Source organism: Streptomyces hokutonensis (genome assembly GCF_000376565.1).
Lineage (GTDB): Bacteria > Actinomycetota > Actinomycetes > Streptomycetales > Streptomycetaceae > Streptomyces > Streptomyces hokutonensis.
The window spans coordinates 62,450-78,718 of record NZ_BARG01000034.1; the positions used below are offsets into that span (position 1 = coordinate 62,450).

Sequence of the window (16,269 nt, forward strand, 5' to 3'; positions counted from 1 at the left end):
TCTACCGCACCTCCTGGTCGTTGTCCGGGACCCGCGCGGCCCGTATCGGCTGGCGTTCGGTGAGCCGCCTGCCGGTCGCGTTCTGCCAGGTCGGCGGCTCGGTCCGGCCGCGCAGGGCGTTGGCCAGCCCGTCCCACAGGGTGCCGTCGGTCCGGTCGCGCGGATCGGGGTCGATCAGTACGACGCCGATCACCGGGATGCGCTGGTCGGCGAGCTGCCGGGCCACGGTGTGCAGCCAGGCGGCGTTGCCGTGCCCGGCGCGGACGACGAGCACGGTGCGGGTGCCGAGGTACTGGAGGTCGGTCCACGCCGTGCCGGGTGCCACCGAGCCGACGCCGATCCGCTGGTCCCGCGGGGACACGGTCGCGGCCTTCTCGCCGCCGACCACGGTGGGGTCCCCCGGTTTCGGGCGGCGGCCCGAGAGCTGGGTGCCGGGGAGGCCGTCGACGACGGTCACCGGACCGTCCTCCCCCAGTGCCCGGGCGAGACCGAGGGCGATCCCGGCCGTGCTGCGGGCGCAGCCGAGTTCCAGCAGCGACAGCGGTTCCGCCGCGCCGCGCGAGGTGCGGGCCAGCGTGGTGGTGAGGCGTTCGCGTGCCACCCGGGTCCGCCTGCGCTGCCACACCCTGCCGGAGCGGCGGGGCAGTTCGGCGATGACCGAGGCGCCGAGGTTCGCCGCGATGTCCCGGCGCAGCACGGGCCGGTCCGTGACGACCACGCCGACCGCGGCGAGCGCCAGGCCGAGGAAGAGCCCGAGGACGAGGCCGACCACGCCGTCGGTGACGAGCGCCTTGGGCAGCGAGTGCGCCACCGGGCGCGGGGCGTCCACGATCTGGGTGCCGGCGACGAGCTGGGGCGCTCCGACGCGGGCCTCCTCGGCGCGCTGGCCGAAGTCGGAGATCTGCGAGGTGAGTTCGGCCCGCCGGGCGAACAGCGACTCCAGGTTCGCCGCGTCCTTGGGGTCGCTGTCGGGCGACCGGCCGCCGATCGACTTGTTGACGTCGGCGAGCTCCGCCTGCATCCGGGCCTGCTGATCGAGCAGGCCCTGGGCGTTGGCGTTCGCGATGTCGTTGATGCGCTTGGCGTGGTCCGCGACGAACGCCTGGGCCAGTGCCTTGGCCCGGGCCACCGCCTCCGCGTCGGTCTTGCCCGTCACATCGATCTCGAGGACGTTGTTGGTGAGTCCGGTGCCCCGGTAGTCCTTCATGAAGTCCTCGGGTTTCTCCGGGGACTTGAGGATCTTCAGGGCCGCACCGGCGATCCGCGAGGTAGCCAGCAGCTGGGCGTCGGTGCGGATCAGTGTTCCGGTGTCGTTCGGCTGGTCCTCCTGGTGCGCGACCAGCACCTTGGTCACGGCGGCCGGGGCCGGTGGCATGAGGACCGCCACGGCCGCGCCGGCCAGCATCCCGAGGAGCGCCATGGCACCCCACAGGCGGCGGCGTCTGCGCACCGCGACCACCAGTGCCTGGAGGTCGAGGAGCGGGGTGGCGGCCGACGACTCCGAAGTCGTGCTCGTCGTCACGCTGGATCTCCTGTCGCGTGGCCGTGTACCGCGAACGTCAAAGTGGCGTCGTCGGAAAGTCGGTCGGCGGTTTCCGTCGGGCGGGTGCGGACCGTGCCGGCGACGACGACGCCGACGAGCTCGTGCCCGCCGTCCGCGCACGCCTCGGCGATGCCGGCGAGTTCGGCGGCGGTCCAGCTCCCCGCGCTGAGGACGGCGAGGGCACCGGACTCGGCCTCGCGGTCCGGCACGATCGGCCGGTCCACCGAGACCTCCACGACCCGCAGCCGGGGGTCGTTGGTGGCCTCGGCGACGAGCTGTCCGGCGGCCAGCCGGGCGACCTCGTCTCCTTCCGGTACGACGACCAGCAGCCGCCGGGGGGCGGGCAGTTGATCTCTGAGGCGGGCGCACACCCGCCGGTAGCGGATCCGCCGCTCGGCCTCGTCGCCGGACCGCTGCGGGGGCGGTACGTCCCACCGGACGTCCATGCCGAGCAGCCGGCGGAGCCGGGCCCGCGTGCCGTGGCTGTCGGGCCGGTGCCCGTGCCGTTCGCCGGGCACGTCGACGGTGCCGAGGAACGGCGAGCCGAGCGCGGCGGCGATCTCCGGTTCGGTGCGCAGTCTGCGGCTCACCCGGGCGGCAGCGAGATGGGCGACGACCGCGAGCACGAAGAACAGCAGCGCCCCGGCGACGACGAGTTGCATGCGCGTCGGCGCCGCCGCTCCGGTCGGCCGGGGGGCCGGACCCATGACGACCATGCTGGCCTTGGCGGACGCCGGGTTGGCCTCCTCCAGCTTCTTCATGGCGTCCTGGAGCCCGGTGCGCAGTCCCTCCAGCTCGGTGCGGGCCTGCACGCCCTCGACGGTCTGCCCCGGGTCCGCCGCCTCGGCCAGGTCGGTGATACGGCGGTTGGTCTCGGCCACCTGCTTGCGCAGCGCCTCGGTCGCCGTGTCCGCCGCGGGGTCGGTGCTGCCGCCCGCGATGCGGGTGGCGAAGGTGACGAACTGCTGGGCCAGCTGGTCGGAGAGCCGCTGGGCGCGCTCCGGGGTGTCGGCCGTACCGGAAACCTTGATGATGTTCCCGTCGTCCGCCTTGGCACTGACGTCCTTCTGCAGCTCGGTGCCGCTGACGCCCCACTTCAGCGCGTCGGCCGCGCGGTCGACCACCGCCGAACTGGTGGCGATGTCCACCTGGGTCAGCAGTTCGCGCTCTTCCCACTGGCCCGGCAGCAGCACCGATGCCTCTGCCGTGTAGCGCGGCGGAAGCAGCAGCACCGAGGTGCCGTAGCCGAAGAGCGCGCCCGCTACGGCGAGGACGGCCAGGAGCCGCCACCGCCGACGGAGAATCCGTCCGATCGTGACCAGGCGGATCGTGTCGTCATTCAATGGTGCGGCCTCTTCCCCGTACGGACCGGCCCACCCGCGGACACCGGGGCTTGGTCCCGGCAGGCGGCGGCATAGGCGGCGAGCAGTGACGCTTGCGAGTTCTCCCAGGACAGCGGTCCGCTGATCCGCTCCTGGCCGGTCTTCCCCATCCGGGCCCGCTTCTCCGGGTCGTCGAGGAGCAGCGCGATCAGCTTGGCGAACTGGGCCTCGTCGTTGGCGGGCGCGTAGACGGCGGCGTCACCGGCGGAGACGCGTGCCTCCCGAAGGTCGAACGAGACGATGGGCCGTCCCATCGCCATGTACTCCAGGACCTTGTTCATGGTCGACACGTCGTTGAGCGGGTTGTGCGGGTCGGGGGAAAGGCAGACGTCGGCGGTGCACAGGTAGCGCACCAGGTCGGCGTCCGGGATGCGTCCGGTGAACTGCACCTGGTCGGTCAGACCGAGCTCCCGGGACAGTTCGACCATCGCGTCGAAGGCGTCGCCGGCGCCGACGAAGACCGCGTGCCAGTCGGTGCGTCCGACCTCGTCGCGGAGTTTCGCCAGGGCCCGCAGGGCGTAGTCGACGCCGTCCTGGGGGCCCATGACGCCGAGGTAGCACAGCAGATGGGGCTTGCCGCGCTTCAACTCCGTCTCCGGGGGCACCGGTTGGAAACGGTCGGTCGCGGGCGCGCTGCGCACCACGAAGACGTCCTCGGGCCGCTTGCCACCGCGGCTCAGCGCGACGTCCTTGTAGCTCTCGTTGGTGGCGAGCACGATGTCCGCGGCCCGGTAGGTGCGCCGCTCCAGCGCGCACACGGCGCGGTAGAGGAGGTCCTCGCCACGGTCGAAGCGGGAGAGGTAGAGCTCGGGCACCAGGTCGTGCTGGTCGAAGACGAAGCGCGCGCCGCGCCGCTTCATCCACAGGGCCGGCAGAAACAGCAGGTCGGGCGGGTTGCAGGCGTGCACCACGTCGACCGGGCCGACCTTGCGGGCCAGCCGGAGCGTGTGCCACAGCGCCGATCCGTACTCCCGCAGATAGCCGGCGGGACCTCCGGTGGCCGCGCGCAACGGGTAGCGGTGGATCCGCACCCCGTCGATCACCGCCTCCGCCTCCGTGTCCCGCTTCTCCCCCTGGGGGCAGATGACGTGCACTTCCCAGCCCGCGTCGCGCAGCGTGGTGCACTCCTGCCACACCCGTCGGTCGAAGGGGACCGACAGGTTCTCCACCAGGATCAGCGCGCGACGCTTCGTGCCGTCGCCACTGGTCTCGTTACCAAGCAAGGCCTATGTACCCCGGTTCGGTCCGGCGCGCGTCGGCGTCGGGAAGGCGGATGAGGTCGATGATCGCCGGGTCGCCCGTGTGGGGCAGCGCCGACAGTACGGTCGCGTCCTTGGTGCCCACCAGGCACACCTCGGCGTGGTCCAGCACCTCGTCGACGGAGTCGGCGAGCAGTTGCGCGAGGTGCGGCAGGCGGCTCTCGATGTACTCGCGGTTGGCGCCGAGCAGCCGGGAGAGGCTCACGTTGGCGTCGTAGATCTTGAGGTCGTAGCCCTTGCCGAAGAGCCGCTCGGCGAGTTCGACGAGCGGGCTCTCGCGGAGGTCGTCGGTGCCAGGCTTGAAGGAGAGTCCGAACAGGCCCACCTTGCGCTTGCCGCTGCGCTCGACCAGGTCCACCGCGCGCTGGAGGTGGTCGGCGTTGGAGGCGAGCACGTGGGAGAGGATGGGCACCGAGACGTCGGCCCGCTGTGCCGCGAAGACCAGGCTGCGCAGGTCCTTGGGCAGGCAGGAGCCGCCGAAGGCGAAGCCGGGGCGCAGGTAGGCGGGGCTGATGTTCAGCTTGCGGTCGGCGAGGAAGACGTCCATCACCTGGTGCGAGTCCACGCCGAGGGCCTGGCACACGGCTCCCAGTTCGTTCGCGAAGCCGATCTTGAGGCCGTGGAAGGCGTTGTCCGCGTACTTGATCGCCTCGGCCGTCGGGATCGGCACCCGGAACACCTCGCCGGGCAGGCCGTCGTAGAGCGCCGCGACCGCGTCGCCACTGGCCGGGTCGAGTTCGCCGATGACGGTCTTCGGCGGGTCGAAGAAGTCCTTGACGCTGGTGCCCTCGCGCAGGAACTCCGGGTTGACCGCGACCCCGATGTCCACACCTGCGGTGCCGCCGACGTGCTTCTCCAGGATCGGCACCAGCAGGTTCAGGCAGGTGCCGGGGAGCATGGTGCTGCGGAACACGACGGTCTGGCGGCCGCCCCGCTCGGCGAGCGCGGCGCCGATCTCCTCGGTGACCCGCTCCAAGTAGGTGGTGCACAGGCTGCCGTTGGGCTCCGACGGGGTGCCCACGCAGATCAGCGACACCTCGCTGTCCGCGATCGCCTCGCGGACGTCGCGGGTGGCGCGCAGGGCTCCGGTGCGTACGACTTCGGCGATGAGTTCGCCGATACGTTCCTCCACCACGGGTGCCTTGCCGTCGTTGACCAGGTCGACCTTCACCTGGTTGACGTCCACCCCGATGACCTCGTGGCCCATGCTGGCCAGGCACGCGGCCGACACACAGCCCACGTAGCCGAGCCCGAAGACGCTGACTCTCATGACCGGTCTCTCCCCCCAGGCAGGCCCCTGCGGCCTGCGGTCCGCGCGCCGGTCGGACGACCCCCGCGCATCAGTAGGCCCCCTGCCCGTGGATCACGGCACGCAAGGTCTTCCACAAGATCACTGTGTCGAGGGCGAGCGACCAGTCCTCGACGTACCTCAGGTCGAGGCGGACGGCCTCCTCCCACGGCAGGTCGCTGCGTCCGCTGATCTGCCACAGGCCGGTGAGCCCGGGTTTGACCAGCAGCCGTCTTCGGATGTCCGGGTCGTACGCGGCGGACTCCTCCGGCAGCGGGGGCCGGGGTCCGACGAGCGACATGGATCCGGTGAGTACGTTGAAGAGCTGCGGGAGTTCGTCGATCGAGTACCGGCGCAGCACCGTGCCGACCCGGGTCACCCGGGGATCGCGGCGGAGCTTGAACAGCAGGCCCGCGCCCTCGTTGCGGTCGGCCAGTTCCGCGCGTGCCCGGTGGGCGTCGGCGACCATGCTGCGGAACTTGAGCATGGTGAACTCGTGGCCGTCCTTGCCGACCCGGCGCTGGCGGTAGAACACTCCGCCCCGGCTGTCCATCAGCACGAACAGCGCGACGAGGACCATCAGCGGCGCGAACACGATCAGCAGGATCGCGGCGCCCAGCCGGTCGACGACCCCTTTGATCGCCCGGCGGCCTCCGGTGAAGGTCGGCATGCTGACCCGCAGCAGCGGTATCCCGAGCACCGCGTCGACGTGCAGGCGGGGGCCGGCCACCTCCATCAGCACGGGGGCGACGATCATCTCGGCGTCGCTGCCCTCGAGGTTCCAGGCCAGGCGCTGCAGGCGGTCCGGTGACCAGTGCGGGTCCGGGGTGACCGCGACGACCCGGTAGCCGTCGTGGCGTACGTGCTTGGCGACGTCCTCCAGCAGCCCTATGACCGGCACGCCGTCCAACTGGTCGCCGTCCAGGCCGCCTTGATCGCCGTCGACGCCGCGGCCGTCCGTCGTGCACACGGCCTCCACCCGCCAGCCGAGGTGCGGGAACTTGCGGGTCCTGCTGATCAGATCGCGCACGGTCGCCGGGCTCCCGGCGGCGAGCACCGGTCTCAGGCAGCGTCCTTCGTTGCGCTGTTTGTGCAGCCGGAGACGGAGCACATACCGCTCCGTCATGGTGACGATCGCGATCGCGGGGATCGCGACGAAGATCCAGAGCTTGATGTTGGTCGAGGTCAGAGCGATCCCGCCGAGCGCCAGGACGACGGTCGCCGTGAACAGTGAGCGTCCCAGCCGGCGAAATTCCTCGGCGCCCTGCCCGAGTACGGCCGGGGACCAAGCGCGGCTCACCGCCAGCGCGCCCAGCACCAGCAGCTGGGTGCCGAAGGCGAGGATGCCCCACTTCTCATGCCAGTTGGCCGCGTCCCGGGCCCCGAAGAAGTCACCGATCGACGCCACCACACAGGCGGTCGCCACGGTGTCGCTGATGATCACGGTACGTCTGTACCGCTGTTCCCATTCGATCGCCGGCTGGCCGATCGCCCCGTTCGCCAGACGCTCTCGCGCCGACGGAAAAGGGCCGACTATTCCCCCCTGCCGCACAGAACCCCCCAAGGTCCCCAGTGGTTTGACGTGGTCGCCGCACACTGTTCGTCCCCTGCGGGAGGCCCCCGCCCCCCGCACTGCAGCTCCCCCACGGAAGCTCGCACTCCGCTGTTCCCCCTCGGGAAGTCCGCGCCCCCGGCGCGTGACGTCCCGCCCAAGTCAGATCCTCGCGAACAACCCACCCTGGCAACACCGGACCCGTAGGTCCTGCCAGTCTCTTGAGGCGCACGGGAACCCGTCGCGGCCTCGGATGCTCTCCATGCCCCAAGCCCCCCTCGGGCTAACAGAGTTGATCACCCCCACGTCCGGCACGAGAGCCACAACCGCTGGCCATCCGTATCGCCGGACCCATAGATCATCTTTCGCCGCCTGGTGTCACACCGGGCGAAGCAAGGTCAATCTAGACCATGTGTGCCCGCCTGGAGAGAGGTCTGTGTGGAATTTGTGCACAACATTTGACGCCGAGTCGATAGATCTCCGACTGCCCGCAGGTGCGCCGGGGACGGAAAACACGCCCTGCGCCCAGTGACGGCGGGAGTTCTCCGGACCGTTGGCACTGGCAACCCAGGTGCCCTGACGCTGATCGACACTGATCGACTGTGCCAGGAAAGGGGAGTTGATCGCTCCGGGTACGGCCGGGGCAGTTGGCGCGAACCCGTCGGCCCGGCGTTCGCGGACCTGGCCGGCGATTGGCGGGAAAGCGACCGTCGCCGGGGAGTCGGAGGCCGTGGCGACCGACGGCCGGAGGTTCCGGTCCCGCCGGATCACGTGCCGCGCTGGTGCTGTTCGACGAGTTCCTCGGCCACGACCAGGTCCTGCCAGGACATTCCCACGCTCTTGAAGACCGCGGTGCGGTCCGGGGGAAGCGTGCGTGTGCCCCGGACGACGTCCGCCATCGGGATCAGCTCGTCGGTGTGGAGGTGACCCTCGCGGATCGCCAGCACGACGTCGCCCGCCTCGCGCAACGCCGTGCGCACGTCCTCGACGACGACGTCTGCGCGAGCCATCAACGGGCCGTCCAGTTCACGCGCTTCGGGTTCGTGGGATCCCACCGCGATCACGACCGTGCCGTCGGTCAGCTGCGCGGAGTCGAACAGCGGGGTACGGGCGCCGGTGGCGCAGACCACGACCTGTGCCCGCCCGAGCCGCGCCGCCACGTCCGCCGAGTCCGCGGCGACGACGGTGGCGTGGGGCGACAGCTGCTCGCGGGCCCGGTCGGGGTGGCGTACCACGTAGGTGACGTCGGCCAGTTCGACCGCGTCGACGGCCCGGAGCGCGTCCACGCGACCGACCGCCTGGGGGCCCGCGCCGAAGACCACCAGCTCGATCGGCCGCGTGAACCGGGTGAGCAGCGGAGCGGTCGCCGCGACGGAGACGGCCGGTGTCCGGAGGTTCGTCACCGCGATCCCGTCCATGATCGCCCGCAGTTCGAGCGTCTCCGCACCGAACAGCAGGTAGGCGCCCTGGATTCGGGGCAGTCCTCGGCTCGGATTCCCCGCGGCGAGCGTCACCGTTTTCAGGCCTACGGCGGACGGCCCCGCCGACGGCATGAGCAGCAACTGGCCGCCGGCCACTTCGAGTACGGACCGTTGCAGGTCTTTGCTCGGCTCCAGTCCCGCCCGGAGCGCGCGGGTCAGGGCCGCTGCCGCCTGCGAGCGGGTCAGTGCCCGCCCGACGTCGGCGGCGGAGAGGATCGGAAGGTGCTCGAGTGATGTCATCGCAGTGCGAACCCTGCCCCGGAGGGTCCCCGAGATCAACGGTGAACCGACTCGATCCCCGTACCGGTCGCTCTCGGCGTCGGCGGCCGGCGTTCCGTCGTCCGCGCTCGAAGGCTCAGGCGCCCAGCCCCAGTCCGCCGTCGACATGGAGCTCCGCTCCGGTCATGTAGCGGGATTCGTCGCCGGCGAGCCAGAGCACGAGGGAGGCGATCTCCTCCGGCTCGGCCGGGCGCTTGAGGAACGTCCGGTCCAGCAGCTGCCGGCGCATGTCCTCGGGCATGTCCTCCAGCATCTCGGTGCGGACCAGGCCGGGCGACACGAGGTTCGCCGTGATGCCGTAGGCGGCGCATTAGCGGGCGACGCTGCGGGCGAGGCCGACCAGGCCCGCCTTGGACGCGGCGTAGTTGCCCGCGCCCCGTCGGCCCGCCGCGCCCATGACGGACGAGATGAAGACCATCCGGCCGTGCCGGATCCGGACCATGCCGCGGCCGGCGCGCCTGGCGACCCGGAAGGCCGGGGACGCACCCGGCCGTGGACCGCCACCCTGCGCGCCCGCGGTGACAATCCGGTGACGACCGGCATATGCCCTTACGCCCACCGGAGCCGCCCTGTCACCACCCCGTCACCGGCCCCGCCTCCTCCGGGCGGCCATGCCGGAACGGTCAAAGGGCGGTCTCGGATTTCTCCGAAACCGCCCTTCACCTACGACTCTGTCGAGTCGGGACGACAGGATTTGAACCTGCGACCCCTTGACCCCCAGTCAAGTGCGCTACCAAGCTGCGCCACGTCCCGTTGCCCATCTGACCTGGGGTTTCCCCTGGTCGAACGCGCATGGAAACAATACCGCACTCGCGTCGGTGATCGCGCACGCCTTTATCGGGGGCCGACCTGCGGCCGTCCCCCTGCCGCGCTTGACCTGAAGTTTGGTTGAGGTTGCACGATCGTCCGTATGACCATCACCGCGGAACAAAGTCACCCGTACACGCACGGCGACCTGCACCGGCTCATGGGCCTGATGACCGGGGACGAGAAGCACGGTCCGGCCGCGACCTCGACGCTGGACGTGCTGTGGGTGCTCTACGACCGGGTGCTGCGGGTCGGCCCGGAACGCATGGACGACCCGGAACGGGACCGGTTCCTGCTCTCCAAGGGGCACGGGCCGATGGCGTACTACGCCGTGCTCGCCGCCAAGGGATTCGTCCCGGTGGAATGGCTCCCAGCCTTCGGCTCCTACGACTCCCCGCTCGGCCACCACCCCGACCGGGTGCTGGTGCCGGGCGCCGAGATCGGCAGCGGGTCGCTGGGGCACGGGCTGCCGATCGCCGTCGGGACGGCACTGGGACTGCGCGCCCAGGGGCGGACCGAGCCCCGGGTCTGGGTGCTGGTGGGGGACGCCGAGCTGGACGAGGGCAGCAACCACGAGGCCATCGCCTTCGCCGGGCCCGCCGGACTGGACCGGCTGCACACCGTCGTCGTCGACAACTCCTCCGCCACTCACGCCCGGCCCGGCGGCATCGCCGCCCGCTTCGAGGCCGCGGGCTGGTCGACCGCGACGGTCGACGGCCGCGATCACGACGCGCTGTACGCCGCCTTCACCGCGCCGCATCCCGGCCGGCCGCATGCGGTCGTGGCCCAGGTGGAGCCCAAGTCCGTGTGACCGTCCGCCCCCCTCAGCCGCAGTTCAAGAGTTCAAGAAGGGCCTTCTCTCCATGGACACCATGCGTGACCGTTTCGCCCCTGTCGTCTCCCGGCTCCTCGACGAGGATCCACGCGTCGCGGTCGTCCTCGCCGAGATCGGCGTGGCCACTCTCGCCGAGGCGCGACTCCGCCACCCGGACCGGGTGATCAACGTCGGCATCCGCGAGCAGCTGCTCGTCGGGGCGGGCGCGGGGCTCGCGCTGACCGGGATGCGCCCCGTCCTGCACACCTTCGCGAGCTTTCTCGTCGAGCGGCCCTTCGAGCAGGTCAAGCTGGACCTCGGGCACCAGGGCGCCGGCGCGGTGCTGGTGAGCGCGTCGGCCTCGTTCGACTGGCCCGCGGGCGGGCTGACGCACATGGCTCCGGGCGATGTGGCGCTCCTCGACACGCTCGACGGCTGGACCGTGCAGGTGCCGGGCCACCCGGACGAGGCCGAGACCCTGCTGCGGCACGCGGTCGCCGCGGGCGACGACAAGGTGTACGTACGGCTGTCCGTCCAGGCGAACGCCGACGCCCTCCCGGTCGACGGCGAGCGCTTCCTCACCGTCCGCGAGGGCCGCTCCGGGGTGGTCGTCGCGGTCGGGCCGATGCTCGACGCCGTACTCGACGCGACCGAGGGCCTCGATGTCACCGTCCTGTACGCCACGACCGTACGGCCCTTCGACGCGACCGCGCTGCGCCGGGCCACGCGGACGGCCGGGACGGACGTAGTCCTCGTCGAGCCGTATCTCGCCGGCACCTCGACAGCCGCCGCGAACGACGCGCTCGCCGACCTGCCCCACCGGGTCCTGGGCCTGGGCGTGGCCCGCCCCGAACTGCGGCGCTACGGCACGGTCGAGGAACACCTGTCCGCCCATGGGCTCGACGCCCGGTCACTGCGCGAACGCATCGCCGGTTTCGTCGGGCGCGGCCGCGCCGGTACGCGGGGCTGAGACCCGCCGCCCAACTCCGCGCCGCCGCAGCTCAGTCGGCGGACGGCAGGCCCAACTCCGGGTAGGACTCCAGGAGTCGGGGCGGGGCCGCCTGGCGCCAGGAGTCGGCGAGGATGTCGCGCAGTTCCTCCTCGCTGTCCAGCGCGGCGAGCCGGGCCCGGACCCAGGCGAAACCCGCCTCGTGATCGGCGACCCAGAACTTCTCGGGCTCGGCCAGGACGAGTTCGTCGCGCTCCTCCTTGGGACAGCGCACGGCGATGGAGGTCTCCTCCTCGGGCACGGTGACGAACATCTTCCCGGCGACCCGGAACGTGGGCATGCCCCAGGCGAGCTTCTCCGTCGTGTCCGGGAGGGAGAGGGCGATACGGCGTACGTCTTCGGCATCCGGCATGACACGCAAGATAGCGGCCGGCACTGACAATCACCTGGTGGGAGTGTGTACCCCCGCCCCCACCCGCTTGTAGTAGAGCGTCGTCGGCCGCAGCACCCCGCCCGGGCTCGCCGCGTAGTCGGGGATGACGCCGGCCCGGATCCACCCGGCCGAGTCGTAGAGGTGCTCGGCGGCGCTGTCCGTCTCGGTGTCCAGGTGGAGGAGGGTGATGCCGGCCGCCACCGCCGCGTTCTCCGCGACGGTCAGGAGTTCGCGCCCGAGGCCCCGACCGCGGGCGTCCCGGTGCACCATCAGCTTGACCAGTTCGGCGCGGTGGCGGCTGTTGGGCTTGTCGGCGAAGGCCAGGCTCACCGTGCCGACGACCCGGTCGCCGTCCCGCGCCACCCACACGGCGAGCCGCCCGGCGCCCACCCCGCCGGCACGCTCCCGCCACCAGGCGACCGCCACCGCCCGGTCGAGGGGCGCGAGGAATCCGATCGACGCTCCGTCGTGCACGGTGTCGATCAGCAGGTCCGCCAACTCCTCGACCACTGCGAGCAGTTGGGGTGCGCTCAGCTGCTCCGTCCTCATGGCAGCACCACCGCCAGTACATAGCGGACCGCATCCGGACCCGGGCACCGGAACCGTGTCGGGCCCCACACCCGCAGCCGTAGACAGTCGCCGGTGTCGAGATGGTGGTCGGTGTGCCCGGCCATCACGTCGAGCGCGCCTTCCAGGACCCAGATGTGCTGTTCGAGGCCGGGGACGGGCGGGCGGTCGTAGGCGATGTCGGCGCCCGCCGTGAGCCGGCCCTCGACGAGTTCGCCCCGCAGGCCGGTGTGCGGGGGCGACACGGAGCGTCGTACGAAGCCGGAGGCGCGGTCCTCCCACAGGGGCTGGTCGGCGGCGCGCAGCAGCGGGGTGGGCACGGCCTCCACCTCGCTGAGGAGCTGGGACATGGTGCGGCCGTAGACGCCGCACAGGCGGTTGAGGAGGGAGGCGGTGGGGCTGGTCTCGGCGCGTTCGGCGCGGGAGAGGGTCGACCGGCTGATCCCGCTGCGGTCCGCCAACTCCCCCAGGGACCAGCCGTGTTGGACCCGCAGTTCGGCCAGGCGGGCGCCGAGGCGGGCGTCCATCGGGTCCGGAGCCTCGTCTTCGTGCTTCATATCCGGGACGGTATCCCGGATATGAAACGGCGAGGTTACGTCCTGGCCACTTCCGCCAGCGCGTCCAGCACTGGGCGGATCAGCGGATGCTCCTCCGTGCCGCGTCGTACGGCCGCGAAGACCCGGCGCGTCGGCGCCACCCCGTCGACGGGCCGGACGACGACTCCCGTCAGGTCCATGCCGCGCAGGGCGGAGCGCGGGACGAGGGCGACACCCGCGTCGGCGGACGCGAGAGCGACCACGGCCCGGAAGTCGTCCGAAGAGTGCTCCAAGCGGGGCTGGAATCCGGCGTTCTCGCAGGCCAGGACGACGACCTCGTGGCAGGGGTTGCCGGGGTAGGGGCCGATCCACGGGTCCTTGGCCAGTTCGGCGAGGGGGACCTCGTCGGCGCCGGCGAGGCGGTGGGCGAGCGGGACGACCGCGTCGAAGGGCTCGGCGTAGAGCGGGACGTGGATGAGGCGCGGGTCGTCGGCGGGCGGGGCGCCGCGGTACTCGACGGCGACCGCGACATCCACCTGCCGGTCAAGGACCATCGGCAGACTGGCGTCGCCCTCGGCGTCCTGGACGCGGATCCGGATGCCGGGCGCGAGCGAAGAGAGTCGGACCACTGCCGGTGCTACGACCTGTGCGATACCCGTCGCGAACGCGGCCACCGTCACCGTGCCGGCCTCGCCCGAGCTGTAGGCGGCGAGTTCCGCCTCGGCCCGCTCCAGCTGGGCGAGGACGACGTTGGTGTGGCCGAGCAGGATCTCGCCGGCCGGGGTCAGCCGTACCCCCTTGGCGCCGCGCTCGACCAGGCGGTGGCCGGTCTCCTGTTCCAGGGCGGCGAGCTGCTGGGAGACCGCCGAGGGGGTGAGGTACAGCGCGGCGGCCGCCGCCGTCACGGTGCGGTGGTCGGCCACCGCACGGAGGATATGGAGCCGCCGCGCTTCGATCATGGGACCGATTATCGCAATATGTCCAAGCTCTTCGGCTCCCTCGGGCTCATCGGGTTCCCGGCCGCCTTCAGGCCTCCAGCTCCGCGCGGGCCGCGACGAACGCGTCCACCGCCCGGTTCACGTCCTCCGTCGAGTGCGCGGCGGACAGCTGGACCCTGATACGGGCCTTGCCCTGCGGGACGACCGGGTACGAGAAGCCGATCACATACACGCCCCGCTCCAGCAGCAGTTCCGCCATCCGGCCGGCCACCGCCGCGTCGCCGATCATCACGGGCGCGATGGCGTGGTCGCCGGGGAGGATGTCGAAGCCCTCCTCGGTCATCCGGCGCCTGAACAGGGCGGTGTTCTCGGCGAGTTGGACGCGCAGGTCGTCCGCCGACTCCAGCAGGTCGAGCACCTTGAGCGAGGCGGCGGCGATCACCGGGGCGAGGGTGTTCGAGAAGAGGTACGGCCGTGAGCGCTGGCGGAGCAGTGCGACGATCTCGGCGCGGGCGGCGACGTAACCGCCGGAGGCGCCGCCGAGCGCCTTGCCGAGGGTGCCGGTGATGATGTCGACGCGGTCCATGACGCCGTGCAGTTCGGGGGTGCCCCGGCCGCCGGGGCCGACGAAGCCGACGGCGTGCGAGTCGTCGACCATGACCATCGCGTCGTAGCGGTCGGCGAGGTCGCAGATCTCGCGCAGCGGGGCGACGTAGCCGTCCATGGAGAAGACGCCGTCGGTGACGATCAGCTTGCGCCGGGCGCCGGCCGCTTCCTTCAACTGCTGTTCCAGGTCGGCCATGTCACGGTTGGCGTACCGGTAGCGCCGGGCCTTGGAGAGGCGGATGCCGTCGATGATCGACGCGTGGTTGAGGGCGTCGGAGACGACCGCGTCCTCCGGGCCCAACAGGGTTTCGAAGACACCGCCATTGGCGTCGAAGCAGGAGGAGTAGAGGATCGTGTCCTCCTGGCCGAGGAACGCGGAGAGGCGGGCCTCAAGTTCCTTGTGGACTTCCTGAGTTCCGCAGATGAAGCGCACGGACGCCATGCCGTAGCCCCAGCGGTCGAGGGCCGCGTGGGCGGCGGCGACGACCTCGGGGTGGTCGGCGAGGCCGAGGTAGTTGTTCGCGCAGAAGTTGAGGACCTCGCCGGGACGGCCGCCCGAGGTGACGTTCACGGTGGCCGACTGCGGGGAGCCGATCACACGCTCGGGCTTGTGGAGTCCGGCGGCGCGGATCTCGTCGAGGGTGGTGCGGAGGTCGTCGCGCACGGAGTCGAACATGGGGGAAGCTCCTAAAGTTCCTTCGGCGAAAGGGAGTTACGCGGTCGGACGGGAGTCACGCGGTCCAGTCGAGGATGACCTTGCCGCCGCGTCCGCTCGCCGCGTCCTCGAACGCCGCCTCGAAGTCGCGGTATCCGTACCGGCCGGTGATCACGGGCGCGAGGTCGAGGCCGCCTTCCAGCAGGACCGACATCGCGTACCACGTCTCGAACATCTCACGGCCGTAGATGCCCTTGATGGTGAGCATCGAGGTGACGACGCGGGACCAGTCGACGGGGAACTCCTCGGAGGGCAGTCCCAGCATGGCGATCCGGCCGCCGTGGGTCATGTTGGCGATCATGTCGCGCATGGCCTCTGGGCGGCCGGACATCTCCAGGCCGATGTCGAAGCCCTCGCGGAGGCCCAACTCCCGCTGTCCGTCGGCGATCTGAGCGTCCGTCACGTTCAGGGCGAGGCTCACGCCGATCTTGCGGGCCAGGGCGAGGCGTTCCTCGCTGACGTCGGTCACCATGATGTTCCGCGCCCCGGCGTGCCGGGCAACTGCCGCCGCCATCAGGCCGATCGGGCCCGCCCCGGTGATCAGTACGTCCTCGCCGACGAGCGGGAACGACAGCGCGGTGTGCACGGCGTTGCCGAACGGGTCGAAGATCGCGGCCACATCGAGGTCGACGGGGACGCGGTGCACCCACACGTTGGCGGCGGGCAGCGTGACGTACTCCGCGAAGGCGCCGTCCCGGCCGACGCCGAGTCCGACCGTGGCACGGCACAGGTGGCGGCGCCCGGCCAGGCAGTTGCGGCACTTGCCGCACACCAAGTGGCCCTCGCCGCTGACCAGTTCACCGACGGCGATGTCGGCGACGTCCCGGCCGGTCCCGACCACCTCGCCGACGAACTCGTGCCCGAGCACGAGCGGTGTGCGGATCGCCTGCTGCGCCCAGCCGTCCCAGGACCGGATGTGCAGGTCGGTGCCGCAGATCCCGGTGCGCAGCACCTTGATCAGTACGTCGCCGGGTCCGACGGCGGGTTCCGGAACGTCCACGAGCCACAGCCCGGGCTCCGCCTTCTCCTTGACCAGCGCCTTCAACGCTACGGCTCCTGTGCGTGAGGCCCGGGCGCGGGCACGGCAAGCGTGCCCGTTCCGGGTGAGGGGTGGATTGTG

At 71.4% G+C, this 16,269-nt stretch carries 16 protein-coding genes and 1 tRNA gene; 2 read left to right on the forward strand and 15 right to left on the reverse strand.

What is annotated here, in order from left to right; genetic code table 11:
• Position 1: 1 nt before the first annotated feature.
• The 9 genes from SSP08S_RS21250 to SSP08S_RS21290 form a co-directional block, all read right to left on the reverse strand.
• Positions 2-1,522 carry a Wzz/FepE/Etk N-terminal domain-containing protein gene (locus SSP08S_RS21250; RefSeq protein ID WP_019069646.1) on the reverse strand — a complete coding sequence of 507 codons (1,521 nt, stop codon included), beginning with the start codon at positions 1,520-1,522 and terminating at the stop codon, positions 2-4.
• Positions 1,519-2,886: a Wzz/FepE/Etk N-terminal domain-containing protein gene (locus tag SSP08S_RS21255; RefSeq protein WP_019069647.1), complete on the reverse strand. Its 1,368-nt coding sequence runs from the start codon at positions 2,884-2,886 to the stop codon at positions 1,519-1,521. The genes SSP08S_RS21250 and SSP08S_RS21255 overlap by 4 nt, the downstream gene beginning before the upstream one ends.
• Complete coding sequence (locus SSP08S_RS21260; protein ID WP_026178701.1) at positions 2,883-4,148, reverse strand: glycosyltransferase family 4 protein; 1,266 nt, start codon at positions 4,146-4,148, stop codon at positions 2,883-2,885. The genes SSP08S_RS21255 and SSP08S_RS21260 overlap by 4 nt, the downstream gene beginning before the upstream one ends.
• Positions 4,138-5,454, reverse strand: a complete 1,317-nt coding sequence (locus SSP08S_RS21265) for a nucleotide sugar dehydrogenase (RefSeq protein WP_019069649.1) — start codon at positions 5,452-5,454, stop codon at positions 4,138-4,140. Before SSP08S_RS21265 ends, SSP08S_RS21260 begins: the two co-directional genes overlap by 11 nt.
• Before the next feature lie 70 nt (positions 5,455-5,524).
• Entirely contained in the window at positions 5,525-7,024 is a 1,500-nt protein-coding gene (locus SSP08S_RS21270) for a sugar transferase (protein WP_078532480.1), read from the reverse strand.
• 767 nt (positions 7,025-7,791) lie between these two features.
• Positions 7,792-8,745 carry an ornithine cyclodeaminase family protein gene (locus SSP08S_RS21275; protein ID WP_019069651.1) on the reverse strand — a complete coding sequence of 318 codons (954 nt, stop codon included), beginning with the start codon at positions 8,743-8,745 and terminating at the stop codon, positions 7,792-7,794.
• Positions 8,746-8,860: 115 nt separating this feature from the next.
• Complete coding sequence (locus tag SSP08S_RS64535) at positions 8,861-9,079, reverse strand: SDR family oxidoreductase (protein ID WP_078532481.1); 219 nt, start codon at positions 9,077-9,079, stop codon at positions 8,861-8,863.
• A gap of 15 nt (positions 9,080-9,094) precedes the next feature.
• Positions 9,095-9,343: an SDR family NAD(P)-dependent oxidoreductase gene (locus tag SSP08S_RS64540; protein WP_369407095.1), complete on the reverse strand. Its 249-nt coding sequence runs from the start codon at positions 9,341-9,343 to the stop codon at positions 9,095-9,097.
• Positions 9,344-9,463: 120 nt separating this feature from the next.
• Positions 9,464-9,537 (reverse strand) — tRNA-Pro (locus tag SSP08S_RS21290).
• A 157-nt stretch (positions 9,538-9,694) separates the two neighbouring features.
• Between SSP08S_RS21290 and SSP08S_RS21295 the strand changes: the two genes are divergently transcribed.
• Positions 9,695-10,402 carry a thiamine pyrophosphate-binding protein gene (locus SSP08S_RS21295; protein WP_019069654.1) on the forward strand — a complete coding sequence of 236 codons (708 nt, stop codon included), beginning with the start codon at positions 9,695-9,697 and terminating at the stop codon, positions 10,400-10,402.
• A 52-nt stretch (positions 10,403-10,454) separates the two neighbouring features.
• A complete protein-coding gene (locus SSP08S_RS21300) occupies positions 10,455-11,375 on the forward strand; it encodes a transketolase family protein (protein ID WP_019069655.1) in 921 nt (306 codons plus the stop codon).
• Between the two features lie 31 nt (positions 11,376-11,406).
• Here the strand turns inward: SSP08S_RS21300 and SSP08S_RS21305 are convergent, their stop codons facing one another.
• The 6 genes from SSP08S_RS21305 to tdh form a co-directional block, all read right to left on the reverse strand.
• Positions 11,407-11,766 (reverse strand): MmcQ/YjbR family DNA-binding protein, encoded by a 360-nt coding sequence (locus tag SSP08S_RS21305; protein WP_019069656.1) that lies wholly within the window; start codon positions 11,764-11,766, stop codon positions 11,407-11,409.
• A gap of 30 nt (positions 11,767-11,796) precedes the next feature.
• Complete coding sequence (locus SSP08S_RS21310; protein WP_019069657.1) at positions 11,797-12,336, reverse strand: GNAT family N-acetyltransferase; 540 nt, start codon at positions 12,334-12,336, stop codon at positions 11,797-11,799.
• The gene (locus tag SSP08S_RS21315) at positions 12,333-12,911 is read right to left on the reverse strand and encodes a helix-turn-helix domain-containing protein (RefSeq protein ID WP_019069658.1); all 579 of its coding nucleotides are present in this window, start codon (positions 12,909-12,911) and stop codon (positions 12,333-12,335) included. Before SSP08S_RS21315 ends, SSP08S_RS21310 begins: the two co-directional genes overlap by 4 nt.
• Positions 12,912-12,946: 35 nt before the next feature.
• The gene (locus SSP08S_RS21320) at positions 12,947-13,849 is read right to left on the reverse strand and encodes a LysR family transcriptional regulator (RefSeq protein ID WP_019069659.1); all 903 of its coding nucleotides are present in this window, start codon (positions 13,847-13,849) and stop codon (positions 12,947-12,949) included.
• 67 nt (positions 13,850-13,916) lie between these two features.
• The gene (locus SSP08S_RS21325) at positions 13,917-15,110 is read right to left on the reverse strand and encodes a glycine C-acetyltransferase (RefSeq protein WP_019069660.1); all 1,194 of its coding nucleotides are present in this window, start codon (positions 15,108-15,110) and stop codon (positions 13,917-13,919) included.
• A gap of 55 nt (positions 15,111-15,165) precedes the next feature.
• Complete coding sequence (tdh, locus tag SSP08S_RS21330; RefSeq protein ID WP_019069661.1) at positions 15,166-16,194, reverse strand: L-threonine 3-dehydrogenase; 1,029 nt, start codon at positions 16,192-16,194, stop codon at positions 15,166-15,168.
• Positions 16,195-16,269: the final 75 nt, after the last annotated feature.